Raw genomic sequence first — 23,405 nt, forward strand, 5'->3', positions numbered from 1 at the left:
CGATTATGACGCGGCCAATCAAGGCACTCCTCACAGGAAGGATTCGATTGGCATGAGTGAACACCAACAGCGGGAATGGAAGGCCACGTGGCGAGACGATTATCTGAAGTGGATATGCGGTTTCGCCAATGCCGAGGGCGGAGTGCTGGAAATTGGGCGCAGCGACTCTGGAAACCCCGTCGGTCTGGCCGATGCCGCCCGCCTGCTGGAGGATATTCCCAATAAGGTCCGCGACGTACTCGGCATCATGGTAGATGTGAATCTGCGTGAAGAGGCAGGTAAAGACCTATTGGAAATTGTGGTGCCGGCCTATCCCAGCCCAGTCAGTTACAAGGGTGAATACCACTACCGCAGCGGTAGTACCAAGCAGGAGTTGAAAGGCCCTGCGTTATCGCGCTTTCTACTGCGCAAACAGGGCCTGCACTGGGATGGCGTGCCTCTACCGGGCCTGACTCTCGACGACTGCCAAGCCACCGCGTTTCAAGGGTTCCGTGCCAGAGCCGCCAAGAGTGGGCGGGTGGATGAAGCCGTGCTTGGAGACAGTGACATCGTCTTGCTCGCCAGCCTGCAACTGGAAGAAGGCCAATACCTGAAGCGGGCGACCGCGCTCCTGTTTGGCACTCAGCCCGAGCGCTTCGTACCTGGTGCCTATATCAAACTCGGTTTTTTCATCACCGACGACGATTTGCGCTATCAGGACGAAATCCACGGCGACTTGTTCAGCCAAGTGGAAAAGACCCTGGAACTACTGCACAGCAAATACCTCAAGGCGTATATCCGTTACGAAGGTATCCAGCGCGTGGAGCGATATCTGTTCCCTTTGCAAGCCTTGCGTGAAGCTCTGCTCAACGCGGTGATCCACAAAGATTACGCCAGCGGCATCCCAATCCAGATAAGCGTCTATGAACATCAAATCGTGATCTGGAACCCAGGCCAATTGCCGGATCGCTGGACGCAGGAGCAACTGCTGGCGAAACATCCGTCCCATCCATTCAATCCACTTCTGGCGTCAGCATTTTTCCGCGCTGGCTATGTGGAGTCCTGGGGACGGGGGATCGAAAAGATCCTCAGTGAGTGTCGCAAACACGGTATTCCGCCACCTCTATTCGATGACGGTTTGTCTGGACTGATGCTCACTTTCCGAGCCGATCCGGTACAACTGGCAGCGAACCGAGTAGATGCTGCGCTGACCACCCAAGAAACTACCCAAGAAACTACCCAAGAAACTACCCAAGAAGTTCGTCCGGGGACGGTGCGAGAGAAAATTGTAGAGCTATTGCGCCAGCAACCTGCCGCTACCCGCTACGAACTGGCAAGGCAGCTCGGACTGAGCTCTGATGGGGTCAAATATCATCTGAACAAGCTTCGGGTATCCGGGACTATCCGACATGTAGGCCCAACTAAAAGCGGATACTGGGAAGTGCTCAAATAATCAATACCGGCAAAGCTAACGTGGAACACAGGCTCCTGTGACCTGATGCTGTCGAAAAAACCACGTTGAACACACAGCAAAACGCCAGCGCGATGCTGGCGTTTTGTATTTCACTTAGCGTTTGAAGCTAGCGCCTCAGCGCGGCACCACCGGCTTGCGGGTCGGCTTCTTGCCTTTGCCCTTGGCTGCGTCGGAACGCTCCTTGGCGGCTTGCTGGTTGCGGGCAAACGCGGCGGCCTTGGCCTGTTCGCGTTTGTCCCAGGCATTGCCGCCATCGCTGCCACGGGGCGGCAGGCCGGTGTGCTGGGTGAGGATCTTGGTGGTCGTGTCCTTCGCCACCTTGTGGCTGCCGGCCGGTGTCGAGTTCTTCCGGCGCGCGCTCTGGTAGCTGTCGGTCGCCGGCTGGTGCAGCGGAATCAACTGGTCCTTGCCCGGCCCGATCAGGTCGCCACGGCCCATGCGCTGCAACGCCTCGCGCAGCATCGGCCAGCCCTTCGGATCGTGGTAGCGCAGGAACGCCTTGTGCAACCGGCGCTGCTCCTCGCTCTTGACGATGGTCACCGCGTCGCTCTTGTAGGTGACCTTGCGCAACGGGTTCTTGCCCGAGTGGTACATGGCCGTGGCGGTGGCCATCGGCGACGGATAGAACGCCTGCACCTGGTCAGCCCGGAAGCCGTTGCCCTTGAGCCACAGCGCCAGGTTCATCATGTCTTCGTCGGTGGTGCCCGGGTGCGCGGCAATGAAGTACGGAATCAGGTACTGCTCTTTCCCGGCTTCCTTGGAGTACTTCTCGAACATGCGCTTGAACTTGTCATAGCTGCCGATGCCCGGCTTCATCATCTGGTTGAGCGGACCTTCCTCGGTATGCTCCGGGGCGATCTTCAGGTAGCCGCCGACGTGGTGGGTCACCAGTTCCTTGACATACTCCGGCGACTCGACCGCGAGGTCGTAGCGCAGGCCGGAAGCGATCAGGATCTTCTTCACACCTGGCAACGCGCGAGCGCTGCGATACAACTGGATCAACGACGAGTGGTCGGTATTCAGGTTCGGGCAGATGCCAGGGAACACGCACGACGGCTTGCGGCACGCGGATTCGATTTCCGGGCTCTTGCAGGCAATGCGGTACATGTTCGCGGTCGGACCGCCGAGGTCGGAAATCACCCCGGTAAAACCCGGCACCTTGTCGCGGATCTCTTCGATCTCGCGAATGATCGATTCTTCGGAACGGTTCTGGATGATCCGCCCTTCGTGCTCGGTAATGGAGCAGAAGGTACAGCCGCCGAAGCAGCCACGCATGATATTTACCGAGAACCGGATCATGTCGTAGGCCGGGATCTTCTCCTTGCCATACGCCGGGTGCGGGACACGCTGATAAGGCATGCCGAACACGTAGTCCATTTCTTCCGTGGTCATCGGAATGGGCGGCGGGTTGAACCAGACGTCCACATCGCCATGCTTCTGCACCAGCGCACGGGCGTTGCCCGGGTTGGTTTCCAGGTGCAGCACGCGGTTGGCGTGGGCATAGAGCACCGCGTCGCCACGGACCTTTTCCACCGACGGCAGGCGGATCACGGTCTTGTCGCGGGTCATGCGCGGGCTGGCCAGGATCTGCACGACCTTGGCTTCCTGCGGGTCTTCAACCGGACCCTTTTCCTGCTCGATGGCGCAGGCCTGGGTGTCCTGGGTGTTGACGTACGGGTTGATGATCTTGTCGACCTTGCCCGGCCGGTCGATGCGCGTGGAATCGACTTCGTACCAGCCCGCCGGCGTGTCGCGACGGATGAACGCGGTGCCGCGCACATCGGTGATGTCTTCGATCTTGTGGCCGTAGGACAGGCGCTGGGCGACTTCGACAATCGCCCGCTCGGCGTTGCCGTAGAGCAGGATATCGGCGCTGGCGTCGATCAGGATCGAGTTGCGCACGCGGTCCTGCCAGTAGTCGTAGTGGGCGATCCGGCGCAGCGAAGCCTCGATGCCGCCGAGGACGATCGGCACATGCTTGTAGGCTTCCTTGCAGCGCTGGCTGTAGACCAGGCTGGCGCGATCCGGACGTTTACCGGCCAGGCCGCCTGGCGTGTAGGCGTCGTCGGAGCGGATTTTCTTGTCGGCGGTGTAGCGGTTGATCATCGAGTCCATGTTGCCGGCCGCGACCCCGAAGAACAGGTTCGGCTCGCCGAGCTTCATGAAGTCGTCCTTGGACTGCCAGTTCGGCTGGGCAATGATCCCGACGCGGAAGCCCTGGGACTCCAGCAGCCGGCCGATGATCGCCATGCCGAAGGACGGATGGTCAACGTAGGCGTCACCGGTGACGATGATGATGTCGCAGGAGTCCCAGCCAAGCTGATCCATCTCTTCCCGGCTCATGGGCAGGAAGGGCGCGGGCCCGAAACATTCGGCCCAGTACTTGGGATAGTCAAATAACGGCTTGGCTGCTTGCATGGCGATGACCGGTGTCGAGATGAAAATTCGCGGGCGCGGAATATAGCACAAATTTTGATCAAGTCCGACGATAACCGTCGGGTTTTACCCGCGCCCATCCGCCGAGCACAGGCCGACAACTATCTAGTGCAGCCATACATCCACCTTGTCGTTAGCTGGAGCCTCAAAAACCCGGCAAGGCTACCGTCATGATTCCATCCCCTCCCCCGCTCCCGAACCAACAGTCTCATTTCGAGGTGATCAAAGATCATTTGCCCCCCTGGCTGCTCCTGGCTTCCCGCGAACAACGCGACGCCTTGCGCCAGAGCCTGATAGCCAGCAGCAATTCCCGACATGAAGTCCGGCAGATGATGGCCAAACTGCAATCGCCCGTGCAATTCGTCAAACCGTTGCTGGAGCACGCCATCACCGTCAATTTCCAACTCACCCTGGATGTCGAGCAGGCGACTTTTGTTCACGAGCATAAAAACGACTATTTCTTCGGATTGATATCGGTCCAGGGCACGACCACCGAGCAAACACTGCTGTCCGCGGCCCTGCACAATTTCGACGAATCGCTGACCAGCGCCGACGCCTTCGGTGCCGGCTCGGGGATTTACCTGACACCAGGGGCCCGAGACGGCAAACCCCCGATCAAACCCGAGGAGTTCGCCCTGGTCTGTCGCAACCTGGACTTCGGCAGCCTGTATCAGATTCACCTGCGCTCCATTCTTGCGGTGCCCACCCAACCCGACGGCACTGTCGACGGCACCACCCAGGATGTCCTGATCAAAAGTTACAAGGACGCCTTCGCCGTAGCGATACACCTGGCCGTCATCCAGCAAGAGATCTCGACAGCCTGCCAGCGGGCACTGCTCGACGTACTGCACGATCGTTATGTTGTCCGCTATGGCACCCAACCCTGCTCGCAGCTCGAGTTCCTCGGCATGGACGTCAGCGAGGTGCTGGTGATCGGCCTGGACGCCGAAGACGGGACAAGTCCGTGCACCGTCTACATACCCCAGGACCCGATCCGCCCCCTGGCACGCTACGGCTCAATCAAGGATTTTGAAGACGAACTGAACCGCAGGCTGCTGTCGCCCGGCTACCGGCAGTTCTTTTCACGATTCCTCCCGCTCAGCCATCAGGGAAAGCTGCTCGACCAGATGATCGGACGGGCCCTGCGGCAAAAATGGGCGCCGAAGACCGGTCCCATTCCGTGGGCCGAGCCTGTGTTTCTGGCGCTGCACCCCATCAAAGGCAACGTGTTCAAAAGCCTGCGCGACCAGCGCGTGCGACAGATCGAGCGACATGGGCGGGAGGTTGTGGTCCCCACTGCGGATATCGATACCCAAGCCCGTCAAGAACTGCGGGCGGCCTACGCAAAGGCCGGCCTCAGTGCCTTGCTCCTCGCGGCCTCGTTCATCCCCGTGATAGGCGACGTCCTGCTGATCTTCACGGGGGCACAACTGATCAAGGAGGCCTATCAAGGATTCGACGCCTGGAGGCGCGACGAAAAGGTGGAAGCACTCAACTACCTGATGGACGTCGCCGAACAGGTCGCGTTCATGGGCGCCAGCGCGGGTGCCGTCAAGGCCGGGCGTTTCGTCAACTCGCTGCTGCCGGTCAAGCTGTCGTCCAACCGCTTTGCCTTGTGGAAAGCGGACCTGGGCCCCTATCGCCAATCCCTTGAACTCCCTGAAACGCTGCTCCCCGATGAACAGGGCCTGTATCACCATCAAGGCAAGCACTATCTATCGCTGGATGAACAACTCTATGAGGTCGGCACTGTCGCGCCCCCGTCCGGATGGTCGATTCGACACCCCGACGACCCCTGGGCGTATTCACCGCCCTTGTTGCAAAACGGCAGCGGGGCCTGGCGTACCCTGCATGAAAAACCCCAAGACTGGAGCGACCTGAAGCGGCTCAGACGATTGGGGCCGGGCGCAGCAGGCACCCCGCCCGAAGACCTGGCGCCGATCCTGCACGCCAGCGCAAGCGATTCGAACCTGTTGCTTGAACTTCATCGCGAGAACCAGGCGCCGCCGGCGCAATTGATCGATACCGTGAAACGCTTCCAGCTCGACCGGCAAATCCAGCATCAGCGATTGCAGGGAAGCCCCCCGAACAACGACAGCCCGGCCCTTTCCTTTACTGCCGAGCAACATACACCGGAACAATTCGAGGACCTTTATCAACAGAGCGAACAGGTCGAAGGACCGTTGCCCGAGCAGATCCGACAGGACTTTCCGAACCTGCCCAAAAGCTATGTGCAAGCCCTGGAAAAATCAATCAACCCAGTCGAAGCCCGACAAATCCTGAACCAGAAAAGCCTGCTGTCCTATCTGAAAAACGAAGCCGAGCTCTCCATGCAGAACGTGGATACCGCCCGACTTCATGAAGGCCTTTATCTGCACACGACATTCAACCCGGCCTCGGACCAACTGGCGTTCCAGACCCTTGAAGCCCTACCGGGTTGGTCAGGCGACGTTCGCCTGGAGCTGTATTCGGACACACTGGCCGACCCGCCGATCGCCAGTGTCGGGAACGACTCCGCAGCGACCGTCAGGCGCCTGCTCCGTGAAGACTCGCGTTATCGAGTCTACGATGCCGACGGCAAGCAGATCCTGGCACCGAGCGACCTCTACTCGGCCATCGGGCACGCCCTACCCGAAACCGAACTCGACAACCTGGGCTTCAGCGGCGCGAATCGAACCCGCCCCCTCAAGCAATCGCTGATTCAAAAAATCACTCAGTTGGGGGCTTCGCCGACGAGCGTACGGCGGATTCCGGCCTCCCCGATCTCACCGCCTTACCGACCCGGCCGCCCACTGGATACTCACTTCGCGCAGAAAACGCCACCGAGCGACCTGACGGCGCTGGGCGACGACCTGTATCGGGGAGCCTTCTCCCGACACTACATCGAGGAAGGCGAGCGCTATTACCAGGTCGAGCCTTCAGCTCTTGGCTGGAAACTGATCGACGCCCGCAACCCTTTTCGCTTTTATCGCCCGGTGCTGCGGCGCAGGGACGGGCACTGGGAAATCAACACCTCCATCGGCTTGAAAGGCGGTGCCCCAGGTCCGGGACACAGCAAGATCCAGCTTGTGGAGAGTGAAACGACCATGGTGTCGGCACTTGAGTACGTCAAACCAGAGCCCTTCACCCGCGAAGACCTGCTGCGCATGAAAGCCATCAAGTCCTATCAGCGCCAGCCCAACCGGATGGGCGAGTATGACCGCGTGAACAATGGCCGCTATCCCTTGCGGGACCTGTCGGGTAATCCGCTGCGCATCAGAAAAATCCAGCACATGAGCGAAATCACCGACTCGGGAGTGCGTTACCAGGCCAAGGATATCCTGCCGTACTTGAAATGGGAGAATCATGAAGCGGTTGCCCAGCTCTACGAGGAGAAGCTGCTGCTGCGGCAGTTCACCGCGGAAGATGCCAAGTTTCCCCAGGAAAGCAGCATGATCGGCCAAGCCATGGTGGTGGCCAGAAAGCCGTTGAGAGCCGGGGAGGCCATCGGCGTGTATGGCGGTAACTTCATCCCGTTTCACGTCAGCAATGCCCGCCGGGATCCGTTCGTGATCGATGTGCTGCCCGGCCCCCTTCCCGACAAGCCGACATGGGACCGGCTGGTGCTGACGGGGGACAACATCATTTCGCGCATCAATTCCATTTTCGAATACGAGGGCCGCCTCCCGGTCCGGCAAGCCGGCAGCGGCTACAACGTCGAAGGGGCAACCTTCCCCGTCGATGTGGAGATCGCCGAGGGACGCCTGGAACCCTTCGTCCTGAGCGGTTTTTTTACCACCCGGGACGTTCCCGCCGATGAAGAGCTGCGCTGGAATTACGGTTATAGCGAAGCGGGGACACGCATCACCTTCGCCGCGCCCGAGACGAGCCTGGAAACCCCAAGCCCCAGCCAGCCACCGTCAAGCCAGGAATGAGCCGCGCCATGCCCACGACGTCGGAAGAAAACGATCCCGAGGTGCTGCTCCACGCCACCTTCATCAGGTCCCGCCTGCCGGCCTGGCTGAAAAACGCCACCGCCGAACAATTCGCCAGACTGCGCTCGGCCATGCTGGAAAACAATGCGTCCAGGCTCCTTGTCAGGAACATACTGAGCCCACTCAAAAGCCTGGAGATCTTTGCCGAGCCCATTCTGGAACTCGGCATAAGCCCCCTCTCCCGCGATCTCACCGACATGCAGGTCGCCACCCTGGCCAAACGCTGGAAAAAGGACAGCTTTCTGGGTATCCCCATCTACGACGCCAGTCCCGAACACTCGTTGCTGGAAGCCGCGCTTTACAACTTCGAGGAATGGGAAACCCACGACAACGCTTTCGGTAGCGGATCGGCCATCTATCCCTCGGGAAAAGCAGCAGGCCTGAAAAGCAGCCTCACTCCCAAGACGTTTGCCCGGTTCTGTCGCCATCTCGACCTCGGGTTGAAATACCACCATCACCTCAAGCAGATACTGGACCTGGACCGCCCAGCCGACGAGATCATCCTCTTCGATAACAAGCGCGAGCATTTTGTGCACCATGAGTGGAGCCGATTCAACGTTTCGTTATGGATGGCTTTCATGAAAAACGACATCTCCGACGCGTGTGCGGCCCGCTTGAAATACTTTCTGCTGCCCATCAGAAAAAGAACCGGGAAGCTTCCGCGCTATCAACAAGTCAAATGGCTCGGCCACACGTTACCCGGAGTCATTCATTTCGCTTCCGATCCGGACGACAACACCGGCCCCTGCGCCATCTACTGTCCTGGACACCCCAAGTCCGCGCTCAAGGAATATCCGTCCCTTGTCGAGTTTCAAGAGGATTACCTGGAACAAATGCGCTCGGCGGATTTCCGGCAATGGATCAGCCGACTCATGCCGATTGACTATCAGGGCAGCCTGTTGACGGCAAAGATCAGCAAAGCCGCCAGTGGACGCTCGCCTGCCCAGTTGAGGCGTCTCATCAGTCTTTCAAGGATTGAAGGCGAGCTGTTCGAAGAGATTCATTGGCAGCGACTGCAACGCCTTGAAAGCGACGTCGGCAGACTGGCGCCCCCCAGCGCACAGGCCAATGCCACAACACGCGAACAATTGCTGGATGAATACCACACGGCGCGCCTGGACCTGCTGTTCGGCCTGAAGGACTTCATTCCCCGATTCCGCCAGACCCTGCTGACACCGCCAGGCAGCCAGCTCGCCGCCACTGTCTATCAGGACCTCTTTATCTGGAGCCCCAGGGAAGTGAACGCCGGATTGATCCATTTGCTGAATGTGGCCGAGACGGTGAAAAACAGCCGGACAGCCACCGTGGTAGACGGGCTGCCCGAGTTGATCCGTGTCCGTTTTCAGGGCCGCACGCGCCTTTGGAAGCCCGACCTGACACCTTATCAATCAGCGATCAAGCCATCCGATGAGCATTGGCAGGCAAACTCACTGGGCTTGTACCCATGGGCGCAGGCTACCGTCCTGAAACTGGACCAGCAGTATTACAAGGTCGAGCACAATGAAGACACCGACCGCTGGCATATCGTGCTGATCGGTTATCCGGACGTTTACTCGCCCCCCCTGCGGCACAACGGCGTCGGCGCCTGGCGGACGATCCACGAGAAAGTCCTGACCTGGTCGAAACAGCAGTTGATCGCACGCCTGGGGCCACGCGCCGCCAGACTGTCCGAATCGCTTGCGAACGCTGCCCTGACGTTCAGCGGCACACACCTTTACACGCTGCGACAGATTCATCACTACAGCCGTCGGACACCACCCCTGCTGCTCGATAGCCTCAAGCGCCTGTGGATCCTCCAGGAAATCGAGCACTTCGATCTCGAGCGGGCCAAGGGCAACGTGGTCTCGGAATTGTCTCCCAGGATCCAGTTATATCTGCTGACCAGACTGCCCGGATGGCCCAGGGACAAAATGCTGGAGATCTTGCGCAGTGGTTCGCAGGTGACTGTCCAGTATGGCGCGGGTATGAGAATGGCTGGAACGCTGCTCAACGTGGTGCTCGAGGCGCTCGACCAGGAAGAAATCGACTCGTTGCTGGAGAACACTATTGCGCCTCTTGAGCAACTGAACCAATTGGCGCTGAAGCTGGTGGCCCAGGCGAAACTGAAAAGCCTGGCCCTGCTCGAACACCTGTATATCGAGACAGAACAACCCGACACAGCGCCGCAACGACAAATACGCCAAGTGCACGCCGAACTCCCCAAAAGTCATCTGGCCGACGTTATTTTCTCATTGGACATACAGGCACAAGGCGCGCCCGAAACAGAGCCGACGCTAAAAAGGGAGATTGAGCGAGCCCTGGAGCAGGTTCGCATCTCACGGGTGTTCGAAGGCCTTTATCCGGGCTGGCCACACACTCAGCAAAGTGATCGACTGGCTTTCTCACTGCTGGAAACCCTGGAAACCTGGCCGCAGGATATTCGTCTTGAACTGTGGGACCCAGACATCGACACCGCCCTGGAGGCCATCGGTGAGCACGACAGCCTGACCTACAGGCGCCTGAAGAAAACGGGCGCTTTCTACCAACTTCAAGACCAGCAGGGCAGTACGCTATCCGGTCTGCAGGACCTGTACACAAGTGCCTGGCTGGCGATGCCGAAACTGACGCAGCAAGCCCTGAACAGCACACTCGATATAAACCTGGACGAAAAGCGCGCGGCGATGGATCTGAAACAGGCCGTCTTCAGGAACGCCTCGACATTACGCAGCCAGACGCCGGCCCTGCGCGTCCCGAACCATGCACCAGGGCAGCCAGAGCCAAACACCAGCACGCGGGTCCCGGAGAGCTTCGCCGTGCGCGGAACAACAGTGTCGGGCCTGGAGCTGCGCAACGGCGGCATTTACTGGAATCTCCACACCAAGCCCCTGGCCGCCCACGCTCACTTGCACTACATCCGCAACGGTGACCGCTACTATCCGGTCAGGCAGGCCCCCGAGGGCTGGCGACTGTTGAACGCCAAGACGCCCTACAGCTTTTATCAACCGTTACTGCAACGCAAGACTGACGGTGAGTGGGTCTTGCCTCAAGGCACTGAGCCCCCCGACCTCACACCGGGAGGCAGCCTGTCGGTCCAGAAACACGGCGCTACGCCGTCCAGCCCGGGCGATGACAAGACCTTCACGGAAGCTGAACGACAGCGCATGCGCAGCCGAAAATCCTACCGATCCCATTTGAACTCCCCCCTCACCTACGACCGCGTCGACAACGGTCGCTATCCCTTGCGTGACCTGGACGGGTACCCCATGACCATTCTCGCCATTCACTACTCCAAGGCTGAAGGGAGCCGCCAGTCAAAGGCTCGCGCTCAACAAATCGTTCCTTATCTGCAATGGCAAGGCTATGAAAAGGTCGCACAACTCTACGAAGACAAGCTGGAAATAGCCCGATTCGAACACGACGACCTGCGCTCTGCGCAAGAAGAGCATCTGGTCGGGAGGTTTCTGGTTTCCGCCAGGCATTACCTGCGCAGAGGTGAAATACTGGGGGTTTATGGCGGCATGCTGATTCCGCTGATCGTCAGCCACCATCGCCGGGACCCTTTCGCGACCGCGGTCCGGCAGGACTCCACGCATGACCTGATCCGCTTTCGCGACGACCGACCAGAACCGGCCGCACCCTGCCTGTCCGGCGATAACATCCTGTCGAGAATCAATACGCGCTACGAATACCGCAACGGGGTTCCCATTCGACAAGCCGCGACAGGCTACAACGTGGAGTCGGTCGCATTTGCGGTTGACGTCAAGGGCCGTGACGGGCGCATCGAAAAAAATCGCTACTTCATCACGGCCCTGTTCGCCAGCCAAGCCATCTTCGAGTTCGACGAATTACGCCTGAATCACGGTTACACCTGGGAACAGATTCGTACGCTGGAGATTTTACCGCGCAGCCATTAGCGCCAAAGGGACAACGCCCCCAAGTCCGGTCCTCGGCGTAACGCCCTTACTCGTCGTCGTCGAAGTTGTAGCTACCCGGCGCCAGGTTCTCGAAGCGCGTGTACTTGCCGATAAAGGCCAGGCGGATAAAACCGATCGGGCCGTTACGCTGCTTGCCGATAATGATTTCGGCGATGCCCTTGTGTTCGGTCTCGGGGTGATAGACCTCATCGCGGTACACGAACATGATTACGTCGGCGTCCTGCTCGATCGCTCCGGATTCCCGCAAGTCGGAGTTCACCGGGCGCTTGTTCGGCCGCTGCTCCAGGGAACGGTTGAGCTGGGAAAGGGCCACCACCGGGCAGTTGAATTCCTTGGCCAGGGCCTTGAGGGACCGGGAAATCTCGGAAATCTCGTTGGTCCGGTTGTCGCCGCTGGAGCCGGGGATCTGCATCAACTGCAGGTAGTCGATCATGATCAGGGCGATATCGCCGTGTTCACGCACCAGGCGACGGGTCCGCGCGCGCATTTCCGACGGGCTGATACCGGCCGTATCGTCGATGAACAGCTTGCGGTCGTTGAGCAGGTTGACCGCCGAGGTCAGCCGTGGCCAGTCGTCGTCTTCCAGGCGACCGGCACGGACCTTGGTCTGGTCGATCCGGCCGAGGGAGGACAGCATACGCATGATCAGCGATTCGCCTGGCATCTCCAGGGAGTACACCAGCACCGCCTTGTCGCTGCGCAGTACCGCGTTCTCCACCAGGTTCATGGCGAAGGTGGTCTTGCCCATGGACGGACGACCGGCGACGATGATCAGGTCGGACGGTTGCAGGCCGCTGGTCTTCTCGTCGAGGTCGGTGTAGCCGGTGGACAGGCCGGTGATGGCATTGTCGGTGTTGAACAGCGTATCGATCCGGTCGATGGCCTTGGTCAACAGGTCGTTGACGCTGACCGGACCGCCGGTCTTGGGCCGCGCTTCGGCGATCTGGAAAATCTGCCGCTCGGCCTCGTCGAGAATCTCCGCCGCGGTCCGACCTTGCGGGTTGAACGCGGTGTCGGCGATTTCGGTGCTGATGCCGATCAACTGGCGCAGGGTCGCCCGCTCGCGAACGATCGCGGCGTAGGCCTTGATGTTGGCCACCGACGGAATGTTTTTCGCCAGTTCCGTCAGGTAACCCAGGCCGCCGACCTGGGAGGTCTGCCCTTCCTTGTCCAACTGCTCGGCCAGGGTCACCACGTCGATCGGCATGTTCTGATCGGCCAACTTGGCGATGGCGCGAAAGATCAGGCGGTGGTCATGTCGATAGAAGTCGCCGTCCGAGACTTGATCGAGCACGCGCTCCCAGGCGTTGTTGTCCAGCATCAGACCACCGAGCACGGCCTGTTCGGCCTCGATGGAATGGGGCGGCACTTTCAGCGCGGCGGTTTGCAGGTCGTATTGCTCGGGAGCGGAGATATCGTTCATGGCCACTTGGAATCAGGGGGTTTGCAAAAGGGCGTTGCCCAAAAAACAAAGGGCACGACCTGAATGAACAGAGTCGTGCCCGATGTTAACCGTCTGGCGCGCAAGTCGCCAGACGATTGGGTACTGCTTAAGCAGCCACCACGACAACGCGTACGGTTGCTTCGACTTCGGCGTGCAGGTGCACGGCCACGTCGAATTCACCCACGTTGCGGATGGTGCCGTTCGGCAGACGAACTTCGCTTTTTGCCACTTCAACGCCGGAGGCGGTCAGGGCATCAGCGATGTCGTGGGTGCCGATCGAACCGAACAGCTTGCCTTCGTCACCGGCGGTGGCAGTGATGGTCACTTCCAGCTCAGCCAGTTGGGCGGCACGCGATTCAGCCGAAGCTTTCTTGTCTGCTGCGGCTTTTTCCAGCTCGGCACGACGCTCTTCGAACGCAGCCAGGTTGGCAGCGGTCGCAGCGGTGGCTTTGCCGAATGGCAGCAGGTAGTTACGACCGTAACCGGCCTTAACGTTTACCTTATCGCCCAGGTTGCCCAGGTTGGCGATTTTTTCCAGAAGGATCAGTTGCATGTGGAAATCCTCTTAACTTTTAACCTTCACCGTTCGCGGAACCGTTATCGGCCTCTTTCGACGCCAGGCGTCCGCGAAAATCAATCAGGCTGTCGACAATGGCCAATACCATGAGCAACGGACCGAGCAAGTGCATGAATGGCACGAGCGTGACGTACATCCCCACCAGCCAGAAACTGGCCAGTTTCTTCTTCGCCACCAGCCCGTGAATCAGGGACAGGCCGGCGAAGACCAGCGGAACACTGCACAGCGGCAACAGAATCAATGCATGCAGGCCGATAAACGGCGCGACAAACATGATGGCCAGCAGCGACAGCGCCACCTTCTTGGGGATCCGGATTTCGCGAAACTCGCGTCCGAAACCACCGGGGTTGTACAACAACGCTTGCCAATAGCGCCCAAGAATCAGGCACATCACACTAAAGACCTGCAGCGAGATCGCCGTCGAGGTGATCAAGAGGGGCACGGCCAGTGACGCGAGGAACGCTCGCTGATCTACCGACAACTTCTGGTAGACCTCACCGAGAGCCAGCGGCACGACTTGTTCAAACGTCTGCGCCAACCCTTCGATGAAGGGACTGAAAATCGTCCCCAGACTCACCGCACATACCAACCCTACTGCCATGCTGACCAGCAGCACGCGGTTCCAGGAGTAGCCGGCGCGTAAAACCAGCGCCAGGCTGCAAGACCCGAGCAGCACCAGAAGGGCCGTGGGGTCTTTCTGGATGTTGAAGTGCCAGAACAGCAGCACCGACAACACACCCAGACCAATGACGCCAAGGGCGTCCGAACCGCGCCGCAGGAGCACAAGGCACCCGGCGGCGGCACTCAACCAGAACAACAGCGGCAATGCCGCAGATCCGGCCACGACGAGCATGGCCTGCATACGTCCGCGCATGATGAAACCAGCTAAGGCGCGCATGCATTCAATCCTTTACTGCGTGTCGACTGCCCGGTCTCAGCGGCCGTGGCTGTCGGTGTAGGCCAGCAGGGCCAGGAAGCGGGCGCGCTTGATAGCGGTGGCCAGCTGACGCTGATAACGAGCTTTGGTACCGGTGATACGGCTTGGAACGATTTTGCCGGTTTCGGATACGTAGGCTTTCAGGGTGTTGAGATCTTTGTAATCGATCTCTTTCACGTCTTCAGCGGTGAAGCGGCAGAATTTACGACGACGGAAGAAACGTGCCATGTAATTGGCTCCTCAAAAGGTCCGTGGATTACTCGTCAGCGTTATCGCTGGCGTCGCTGTCATCACCCTCAACGCCATCGGCGTCGGAGTGCTCAGGACGGTCGCGACGCTCACGGCGCTCACTGCGGTTTTCTTCAGCCTTGAGCATCTCGGACTGGCCGGTAACGGCTTCGTCGCGACGGATGACCAGGTTACGGATCACAGCATCGTTGTAGCGGAAGTTGTCTTCCAGCTCGGCCAGGGCCTTGCCAGTGCATTCAACGTTCAGCATCACGTAGTGAGCCTTGTGAACATTGTTGATTGCATAGGCCAGTTGACGACGGCCCCAATCTTCCAGACGGTGGATTTTGCCGCCGTCTTCTTCGATCAGCTTGGTGTAACGCTCTACCATGCCGCCGACTTGTTCGCTTTGATCCGGGTGGACCAAAAAGATGATTTCGTAATGACGCATGAATGCTCCTTACGGGTTGTAGCCTGCCGCTCAAAAACGGTCAGACAAGGAGTGAATGACACTTGTGTGTCTTGCCTGGAGTAGGCACGGATGCGCCAGCCATCACGGCAAGGGGCGCAATTGTAGAGAAGGGGGGCGAGGGGCGCAAGACAATTGGTGATTATTTGAACAACCCATCGCAACAAGCACCGCCGCCTTGACCCTTGAATCACAACCGAGGTGAATGCGATCACTGTGGGAGCCGGCTTGCTGGCGATGCAGACGCCGCGGTGCTTCAGGAAGACCGCGTAATCGTTCATCGCCAGCAAGCCGACTCCTGCAAGGGAGGTGCGGATCAGGCCTTTTTGGTGGCGGCCTTGACGCTGCGCTGGCGCAGCGCTTCGAACAGGCACACGCCGGTGGCCACGGAGACGTTGAGGCTGCTGACGCTACCCGCCATCGGCAGGCGCACCAGGTAGTCGCAATGCTCGCGGGTCAGGCGACGCATGCCCTTGCCTTCGGCCCCCATGATCAGGATGGTCGGGCCGGTCAGGTCCTGCTGGTACAACTCCTGCTCCGCCTCGCCCGCCGTGCCGACAACCCACAGGCCGCGCTGCTGGAGTTTTTCCAGGGTCCGCGCCAGGTTGGTCACCGCCACCAGCGGAATCACTTCCGCCGCGCCACAAGCCACCTTGCGCACCGCCGGCGTCAAGGTCGCCGACTTGTCCTTGGGCACCACCACCGCCAACGCACCCGCCGCATCGGCGGTGCGCAGGCAAGCACCCAGGTTGTGCGGGTCGGTCACGCCATCGAGCACCAGGATCAACGGTGCGCCTTCGGTGCGATCGAGCAGCTCGTCGAGCATTGCCTCACCCCAGACCTGGCTCGGACTCACGTCCGCCACCACGCCCTGGTGCACGCCTTCGACCCAGGCATCCATCTCGCGGCGTTCGGCCTGGCCGACCGACACGCGGTTTTCCGCGGCCAGCCCCAGCAACACCTGGACCCGCGGATCACTGCGGCCTTCGGCCAACCAGATCTGCTTGACGCGTTTCGGGTGATGACGCAACAACGCCTCTACGGCATGGACGCCGTAGATTTTTTCCAACTGACTCATGACTTGCCCTTGGGTTTACGCGCCCCGCCGCTTTTCGCGGGACCAGCGCCCGCTTTTGGCGGGCCTTTACGATGCTTGCTCGGTTTTTCCGACGACGTCCCGCGCGCGGGCTTTCCCTCGGTCTTGCCTTTACCGCCGTTCTTGGCTTCGGCCAACAACGCCTGCTTCAGTTCGCGACTGCGGCGCACTTCGGCGTTTTTCGCCGCTGCATCGCTGGGGCGATAAGCCTCGTCCGACTTCTTCGCCACCGCGCCACGACGCCCGGCCTTGGCCGGCTCCGGCGCTTTCGCGACAGGCGCGGGGGCAGGAGCGGTGGCTTCGGTGCCACGTTTCTTGCGACCGATCGGCGCGCTGAGGGTTTTCTCGGCCATTTCGAAGTCGATCTTGCGCTCGTCGAGATCGACGCGCATGACCTTCACTTCCACCGTGTCGCCCAGACGGAAGCTGCGACCGGTGCGCTCGCCCGCCAGGCGGTGATGGACCGGATCGAAATGATAGTAATCGCCCGGCAAGGCAGTGACATGCACCAGGCCTTCGACGTAGATATCGGTCAGCTCGACGAACAGGCCGAAACCGGTCACGGCAGTGACCACACCCGGGAACGACTCGCCCACGCGATCCTTCATGAACTCGCACTTGAGCCAGTTCACCACGTCACGGGTGGCTTCGTCGGCACGCCGCTCGCTCATCGAGCACTGTTCGCCCAACTGCTCCAGCGCCGCCTCGTCGTACGGATAGATCCGCGCCTTCGGAATGGTCATCGCGCCGGCACGACGCACGTGCGGGGTGTCCTGCTTGGAGTGGATGACACTGCGGATCGCGCGGTGCGTCAGCAGGTCCGGGTAACGACGGATCGGCGAGGTGAAGTGGGTGTAGGCCTCGTAATTCAGGCCGAAGTGGCCCTGGTTATCGGCGCTGTACACCGCCTGGCTCAACGAGCGCAGCATCACGGTCTGGATCAGGTGGAAATCCGGGCGGCTCTGGATACTGGCCAGCAACGCCTGGTAATCCTTCGGCGACGGACCGTCCTTGCCCTTGTGCAGGGACAGGCCCAGCTCACCGAGGAAAGCGCGGAGTTTTTCCAGGCGCTCCGGCGGCGGACCGTCGTGCACCCGGTACAACGCCGGAATCTCGTGCTTCTTGAGGAACTCGGCGGTGGCCACGTTGGCCGCCAGCATGCACTCTTCGATCAGCTTGTGGGCATCGTTGCGGGTGGTCGGACGGATTTCCGCGATCTTGCGCTCGGAACCGAAGATGATCCGCGTTTCCTGGGTTTCGAAGTCGATGGCGCCACGGGTATGACGGGCCGCCAGCAACACCTTGTACAGGGCGTAGAGCTGCTTGAGGTCCGGAACCACTTCCGAATACTCGCCACGCAGCTTCTTCGCTTCGGTGGTCTTCGGCTGCTCCAGAATCGCGCTGACCTTGTTATAGGTCAGGCGGGCATGGGAGTGGATCACCGCTTCGTAGAACACGTAGTCGGTCATCTGTCCGCTTTTGTTGATGGTCATCTCGCAGACCATCGCCAAGCGGTCGACATGCGGGTTCAGCGAGCACAGGCCGTTGGACAGCTGCTCAGGCAGCATCGGGACCACGCGTTCGGGGAAGTACACCGAGTTGCCGCGGACCTGGGCCTCGGTGTCCAGCGCCGAACCGATCTTCACGTAGCTGGAAACGTCGGCAATCGCCACGTACAACTTCCAGCCGCCGGAAAACAGGCGCAGCTTGCCGGGCTTGGCTTCGCAGTAGACCGCATCGTCGAAGTCGCGGGCATCTTCGCCGTCGATGGTGACGAACGGCAGATGGCGCAGGTCGACGCGCTTCTCTTTGTCCTTGTCCTCGACTTCCGGCTTGAGCTTGGCGGCTTCCTTGAGCACGGCCTCGGGCCAGACGTGGGGAATGTCGTAGGTGCGCAGCGCGACATCGATCTCCATGCCGGGCGCCATGTAGTTGCCCACCACTTCGATCACATCGCCCTGGGGCTGGAAGCGCGGCGTCGGCCAGTGGGTGATCTTCACCTCGACGAACTGACCGACACGGGCGTCGGCGTTGCGGCCCGGGGTCACCAGCACTTCCTGCTGGATCTTCGGATTGTCCGCGACCACGAAGCCGATACCGCCCTCTTCGAAGTAACGTCCGACGATGCTCTCGTGAGCACGGGACACCACTTCGACGATCACGCCTTCACGGCGTCCGCGCCGATCCAGGCCGGACACCCGCGCCAGGGCACGGTCGCCATCGAACACCAGACGCATTTGCGCCGGGCTCATGAACAGGTCGTCGCTGCCGTCGTCCGGGATCAGGAAGCCGAAACCGTCGCGGTGGCCGGCGATACGGCCGAGGATCAGGTCGAGCTTGTCCACCGGCGCGTAGGTGCCGCGGCGGGTGTAAATCAGTTGCGCATCGCGCTCCATGGCACGAAGGCGGCGGCGCAGAGCCTCGATCTGATCTTCAGTGGTCAGACCAAACTCATCCACCAGCTCCTCGCGACTGGCCGGCGATCCACGCTCGGACAGGTGCGCCAGGATAAGCTCGCGGCTAGGAATGGGGTTTTCGTATTTTTCCGCTTCACGAGCGGCCTCGGGATCGAGGGACTGCCAATCGGCCATTAGATAAATTTCACCTTGTCTATATGCGGGTTAGTTTGGCATACGCGTATTGAAACGGGAAATTTCAGGCACACAGGCGGCCTTAAAACCCATTTGTCCGCGTGAAAAATGCCGGCTGATGCACATTGAAGCGTTTTTTTTGGTTTTTTTCATGACAGGGGTTTACAGTTAAAAGGCGCCTCCGTATAGTGCGCGCCATCGACGACGGAGACGTTGACGATACTGCCCAGATGGTGAAATTGGTAGACACGCCAGCTTCAGGTGCTGGTGACCGCAAGGTCGTGGAAGTTCGAGTCTTCTTCTGGGCACCAATTCAAGTTTCAGAGTAACACTCTGGAATCTCACGGAAACCCGCGAAAGCGGGTTTTTGCGTTTCTGCCTCCTGCAAATATTCCGACTCCACCACCCGCCCCTGGCGGATACCGAGCCGCACCCGAGATTTAATTAAAAGCAAAAACAGGGGTTTACAGATCAAAAGGCTCTCCGTATAGTGCGACCCATCAACGGCGCGCAACGCTGCTGATGCTGCCCAGATGGTGAAATTGGTAGACACGCCAGCTTCAGGTGCTGGTGACCGCAAGGTCGTGGAAGTTCGAGTCTTCTTCTGGGCACCAATTCAAGTTTCAGAGTATCACTCTGAAATCTCACAAAAACCCGCGAAAGCGGGTTTTTGCGTTCCTGACCCCACAACCCAAAAACACCACCGCTCTGTAGGAGCAGGGCTTGCCCGCGAAAGGGCCCTCAAGACCGCTAAAAGCTTCGCGGACAACCTCGCAGCTGGGTCACCCTCGAGACCCGTGGCGACCTGAAGGCCCCCTTCGCGGGCAAGCCCTGCTCCTACAGGGACCGTGTGCGGCCATTTGCATCAGGGTAAGCCGCACCCCCACAAATTTGATCAGGCCCGGAACTGCCCCAGGCTCGCCTTGAGCTGCCCCGCCAGGCTGTCGAGCACCTTGCCGCTGGCCGTGGTCTCCACCACCGCCTGCGCCGCGCGCTCGGCCTGGGCATGGATCACCTCGACCCGCCCACGCACCGCATGCGCGCCTTCGGCCTGATGGGCCGCCGCCTTGGTCGCCAGACCAATCGCCGCATGCACCTGCTCCACCGAAGACTGCACGCTCTGCTGCAACTTCACACTGCTGCGCAACACCGCCAAACCTTCACTGGCCTGACGCCCCGCCTGTCCAATAGCCGCCACCGCCTCCCGCGCGCCCTGCTGCAAAGCACCGATATGCGCCTGGATATCGCCGGTGGAGCTTTGCGTCTTGCTCGCCAACGCTCGCACCTCATCCGCCACCACGGCAAACCCGCGACCGGTTTCACCCGCCCGCGCCGCCTCGATGGCCGCGTTCAGGGCCAAAAGATTGGTCTGCTCGGCAATCCCGTGAATCACCGTCAGCACCACTTCAATCTGCTCACTCTGCTGCGCCAGCCGCTCGATTACCTTGGAACCGGTATCCACCTGTCCAGCCAGGGCCTCGATCAGATTGCCGACCTGATTCGAAGTCCGGGTGTTTTCATCGGTCGCCTGTCGAATATCCACCACCTGCTTCAACGCCGCCTGCATCGCATGGCTTTCGGTCTGCGCGTCATCGGCCATCTTCGACAATTCGCGCAAGCTCTGCGCCACTTCGTCACGCTGCAAATTCGCGGCGGCATCGGCACCGGCGTTGCGCAAAGTCATCTGGCCGATTTCCACGCCGGTACGCTGGGCCACATCACCCGCTTCCCGCACGATAGGCTGCAACTTGTCGACAAAACGGTTCACCGCCGAAGCCATGTCACCGATTTCATCATTGCTGTTGAGCTGGACACGCTTGGTCAGATCACCCTCCCCGGCTGCCAGGTCATTCAAAGCTGCAATCAGCAGATGCAGCTTGTTGACCACCCGCCGCCCGAGCACCACCGCCAGTAACAGCAGCACGCCGAGACCGACCAGGGCCAGACCCATGCCGATCCGCCAACGCAGGGTCTGCGCCGCATCCTGCACGGTTGCAGTGGTATTGGCCTGCATTTGCGAAGCGGTGGCCTGAGCCGATTGCAAGCGCGCCTGCATGGCCTTGGAACTGTCCGCCGACGCCCCTTGCAGGCTATCGCCCACCAGCTTGTCGCTGCTGGCGATCAAGGCCGTGAAACGCTGGTCCAGCGCCTTCAGCTCGGTCTCGACCGAGGCTGTGGAAACCCCCATCCGCACCTTGCCGATCTCCACACCGTTAGGGCTGATCGACGCTTCGACGTAGTAGACCGATGGATCGTTCTTCGCCGCACTGAGCACCTTGTCCAGCGCCCGCTCACCCTCACCCTTGGCCAAAAGAGCCTGGTTGATCGGGTTTTCACGGTTCAGGTAGCGGGTCAGGTGTTCGCCAGCCGCATCGTCATAGACCACGAACAGAACATTCGGATTGCGCTGGGCGCGACGGGCGAATTCGGAAAGGGTCGGTACATCGTTATCCCACATGGCTCGCGGGGCCACGGAAGCCAATAGCTGCGCCATGTCGTTGGCCGAATCCTGCAGATCCTTCTCCAACGCCGTACGCAACTGGGCCTGCTCATCCTTCAGTCGCGAGGACAAGCCGCTGTTCAGACGCTGGCGCGTATTGACCGAAAGGCTATCGAGACTCGACGTCACCTCTTTGCCCGCCTGCTCCAGCTCCCCGGACAGCTTCTGGCTGTCGATACCCAGGCGAGCGCCCAGATCAGCCTCCAGCGCAGTGACCGTGCTTCGGGTCAGAGCGACCGCCACCAGCACCTGCACCAAAAGAGCGATACCCAGGGTAACGAACACAGGCCGCAATAGACGGCTTTGTAACAGTGAGAGAACGGCCGACACTGGAGATTCCTCGACTTTGGCGCCATTAATTTGATAGCACCCTTTTTAGAGGATAATCCCAGCAAGGCCCGTGCCGAACAACAGGCAGAAACGACAAAGACCCCCAAAAGGGGGTCTTTGTGATCTACATCAACGGCTTATCAGGCGAACGGGTGACGCAGAACGATGGTTTCGTTGCGATCCGGACCTGTCGAAATAATGTCGATCGGTGCACCGACCAATTCTTCGACGCGCTTGATGTAAGCACGAGCGGCGGCTGGCAGCTCTTCCAGGGTCTTGGCCCCCAGGGTCGACTCGGTCCAGCCCGGCATTTCTTCGTACACCGGCTCCAGGCCGATATAGCTGTCGGCATCGGTCGGCGCGTCGATGACCGCACCGTTTTCGTTCTTGTAACCCACGCAGATATTGATGGTTTCAAGACCGTCGAGCACGTCCAGCTTGGTCAGGCACAGGCCCGAGATGCTGTTGACGTCGATGGCGCGACGCAGGATCACGGCATCGAACCAGCCGCAACGGCGGGCACGACCGGTGGTTGCACCGAATTCGTGGCCACGCTTGGCCAGGAAGGCACCGACGTCATCGAACAGCTCAGTCGGGAACGGACCCGAACCGACACGGGTGGTGTAGGCCTTGGTGATGCCCAGGATGTAATCCAGGTACATCGGACCCACGCCCGAACCGGTGGCGATGCCGCCGGCGGTGGTGTTGGAGCTGGTGACGTACGGGTAGGTACCGTGGTCGATGTCCAGCAACGAACCCTGGGCGCCTTCGAACATGATGTCCTTGCCGGCACGACGCAGGTTGTGCAGCTCCGCGGTGACGTCAAGCATCATCGGCTTGAGCATCTCGGCGTATTCCATGCACTCATCGAGCGTCTTCTGGAAGTCGATGGCCGGCTCTTTGTAGTAATTGACCAGCACGAAGTTGTGATAGTCGAGCAACTCGCCCAGCTTCGCGGCAAAACGCTCGCGGTGGAACAGGTCGCCGATACGCAGGCCGCGACGCGCGACCTTGTCTTCGTACGCCGGGCCGATACCACGACCGGTGGTACCGATCTTCAGCTCGCCACGGGCTTTTTCGCGCGCCTGGTCCAGGGCGACGTGATAGGACAGGATCAGCGGGCAGGACGGGCTGATACGCAGGCGCTCGCGCACCGGTACGCCTTTCTCTTCCAGCTTGGTGATTTCCCGCAGCAGGGCGTCCGGTGCAACCACCACGCCGTTGCCGATCAGGCACTGGACGCCTTCACGCAGTACACCCGACGGGATCAGGTGCAGGACGGTTTTCTCACCGTCGATCACCAGGGTGTGGCCAGCGTTGTGACCACCTTGATAGCGCACCACGGCGGCAGCATGTTCGGTCAGCAGATCAACGATCTTGCCTTTGCCCTCATCACCCCACTGGGTGCCCAGGACTACGACATTCTTACCCATAACACTTGTCCTCATTCGCGCAA

General features: G+C 60.2%; 14 protein-coding genes and 2 tRNA genes. 5 read left to right on the forward strand and 11 right to left on the reverse strand.

The window, feature by feature from the left end:
• The first annotated feature begins 52 nt into the window (after positions 1 to 52).
• The gene (locus M5C56_RS09045) at positions 53 to 1,432 is read left to right on the forward strand and encodes an ATP-binding protein (RefSeq protein WP_103495660.1); all 1,380 of its coding nucleotides are present in this window, start codon (positions 53 to 55) and stop codon (positions 1,430 to 1,432) included.
• A 135-nt stretch (positions 1,433 to 1,567) separates the two neighbouring features.
• On the opposite strand, the gene M5C56_RS09050 is transcribed toward M5C56_RS09045, so the two are convergent.
• Entirely contained in the window at positions 1,568 to 3,871 is a 2,304-nt protein-coding gene (locus M5C56_RS09050; RefSeq protein WP_103495682.1) for a YgiQ family radical SAM protein, read from the reverse strand.
• Positions 3,872 to 4,122: 251 nt separating this feature from the next.
• Here M5C56_RS09050 and M5C56_RS09055 point away from each other — a divergent pair, with 251 nt between their 5' ends.
• Positions 4,123 to 7,803 carry a DUF6543 domain-containing protein gene (locus M5C56_RS09055; RefSeq protein WP_247263104.1) on the forward strand — a complete coding sequence of 1,227 codons (3,681 nt, stop codon included), beginning with the start codon at positions 4,123 to 4,125 and terminating at the stop codon, positions 7,801 to 7,803.
• A gap of 8 nt (positions 7,804 to 7,811) precedes the next feature.
• Complete coding sequence (locus M5C56_RS09060; protein WP_103495658.1) at positions 7,812 to 11,756, forward strand: DUF6543 domain-containing protein; 3,945 nt, start codon at positions 7,812 to 7,814, stop codon at positions 11,754 to 11,756.
• A 46-nt stretch (positions 11,757 to 11,802) separates the two neighbouring features.
• On the opposite strand, the gene dnaB is transcribed toward M5C56_RS09060, so the two are convergent.
• The 7 genes from dnaB to rnr form a co-directional block, all read right to left on the reverse strand.
• A complete protein-coding gene (gene dnaB, locus M5C56_RS09065; protein WP_103495657.1) occupies positions 11,803 to 13,200 on the reverse strand; it encodes a replicative DNA helicase in 1,398 nt (465 codons plus the stop codon).
• 127 nt (positions 13,201 to 13,327) lie between these two features.
• Positions 13,328 to 13,774, reverse strand: coding sequence for a 50S ribosomal protein L9 (gene rplI, locus M5C56_RS09070; RefSeq protein WP_017125059.1), 447 nt, complete (start codon positions 13,772 to 13,774; stop codon positions 13,328 to 13,330).
• 19 nt (positions 13,775 to 13,793) lie between these two features.
• Positions 13,794 to 14,696 carry a hypothetical protein gene (locus tag M5C56_RS09075; protein ID WP_103495656.1) on the reverse strand — a complete coding sequence of 301 codons (903 nt, stop codon included), beginning with the start codon at positions 14,694 to 14,696 and terminating at the stop codon, positions 13,794 to 13,796.
• 36 nt (positions 14,697 to 14,732) lie between these two features.
• Entirely contained in the window at positions 14,733 to 14,963 is a 231-nt protein-coding gene (gene rpsR / locus M5C56_RS09080) for a 30S ribosomal protein S18 (RefSeq protein WP_002551829.1), read from the reverse strand.
• A gap of 28 nt (positions 14,964 to 14,991) precedes the next feature.
• Positions 14,992 to 15,414, reverse strand: a complete 423-nt coding sequence (gene rpsF / locus M5C56_RS09085; RefSeq protein ID WP_040063859.1) for a 30S ribosomal protein S6 — start codon at positions 15,412 to 15,414, stop codon at positions 14,992 to 14,994.
• Between the two features lie 334 nt (positions 15,415 to 15,748).
• Entirely contained in the window at positions 15,749 to 16,510 is a 762-nt protein-coding gene (rlmB, locus tag M5C56_RS09090; protein ID WP_100939697.1) for a 23S rRNA (guanosine(2251)-2'-O)-methyltransferase RlmB, read from the reverse strand.
• The gene (rnr, locus tag M5C56_RS09095; protein WP_103495654.1) at positions 16,507 to 19,119 is read right to left on the reverse strand and encodes a ribonuclease R; all 2,613 of its coding nucleotides are present in this window, start codon (positions 19,117 to 19,119) and stop codon (positions 16,507 to 16,509) included. Before rnr ends, rlmB begins: the two co-directional genes overlap by 4 nt.
• Before the next feature lie 224 nt (positions 19,120 to 19,343).
• Here rnr and M5C56_RS09100 point away from each other — a divergent pair.
• Positions 19,344 to 19,430 (forward strand) — tRNA-Leu (locus M5C56_RS09100).
• 2 nt (positions 19,431 to 19,432) lie between these two features.
• On the opposite strand, the gene M5C56_RS09105 is transcribed toward M5C56_RS09100, so the two are convergent.
• Positions 19,433 to 19,672, reverse strand: a complete 240-nt coding sequence (locus M5C56_RS09105; RefSeq protein WP_247263105.1) for a hypothetical protein — start codon at positions 19,670 to 19,672, stop codon at positions 19,433 to 19,435.
• Here M5C56_RS09105 and M5C56_RS09110 point away from each other — a divergent pair.
• Positions 19,647 to 19,733: transfer RNA gene (locus M5C56_RS09110), tRNA-Leu, on the forward strand. The two genes, M5C56_RS09105 and M5C56_RS09110, sit on opposite strands and share 26 nt — an antisense overlap.
• A 281-nt stretch (positions 19,734 to 20,014) precedes the next feature.
• Here M5C56_RS09110 and M5C56_RS09115 read toward each other — a convergent pair.
• Both M5C56_RS09115 and M5C56_RS09120 read right to left on the reverse strand, forming a co-directional pair.
• Entirely contained in the window at positions 20,015 to 21,949 is a 1,935-nt protein-coding gene (locus tag M5C56_RS09115) for a methyl-accepting chemotaxis protein (protein ID WP_103498400.1), read from the reverse strand.
• A gap of 140 nt (positions 21,950 to 22,089) precedes the next feature.
• On the reverse strand, positions 22,090 to 23,382 hold the full coding sequence (locus M5C56_RS09120) for an adenylosuccinate synthase (protein ID WP_103498401.1): 1,293 nt from the start codon (positions 23,380 to 23,382) through the stop codon (positions 22,090 to 22,092).
• Positions 23,383 to 23,405: the final 23 nt, after the last annotated feature.

Origin of the sequence: Pseudomonas sp. MWU13-2862 (assembly GCF_023242495.1) — a bacterium.
Taxonomy (GTDB): domain Bacteria; phylum Pseudomonadota; class Gammaproteobacteria; order Pseudomonadales; family Pseudomonadaceae; genus Aquipseudomonas; species Aquipseudomonas gingeri_D.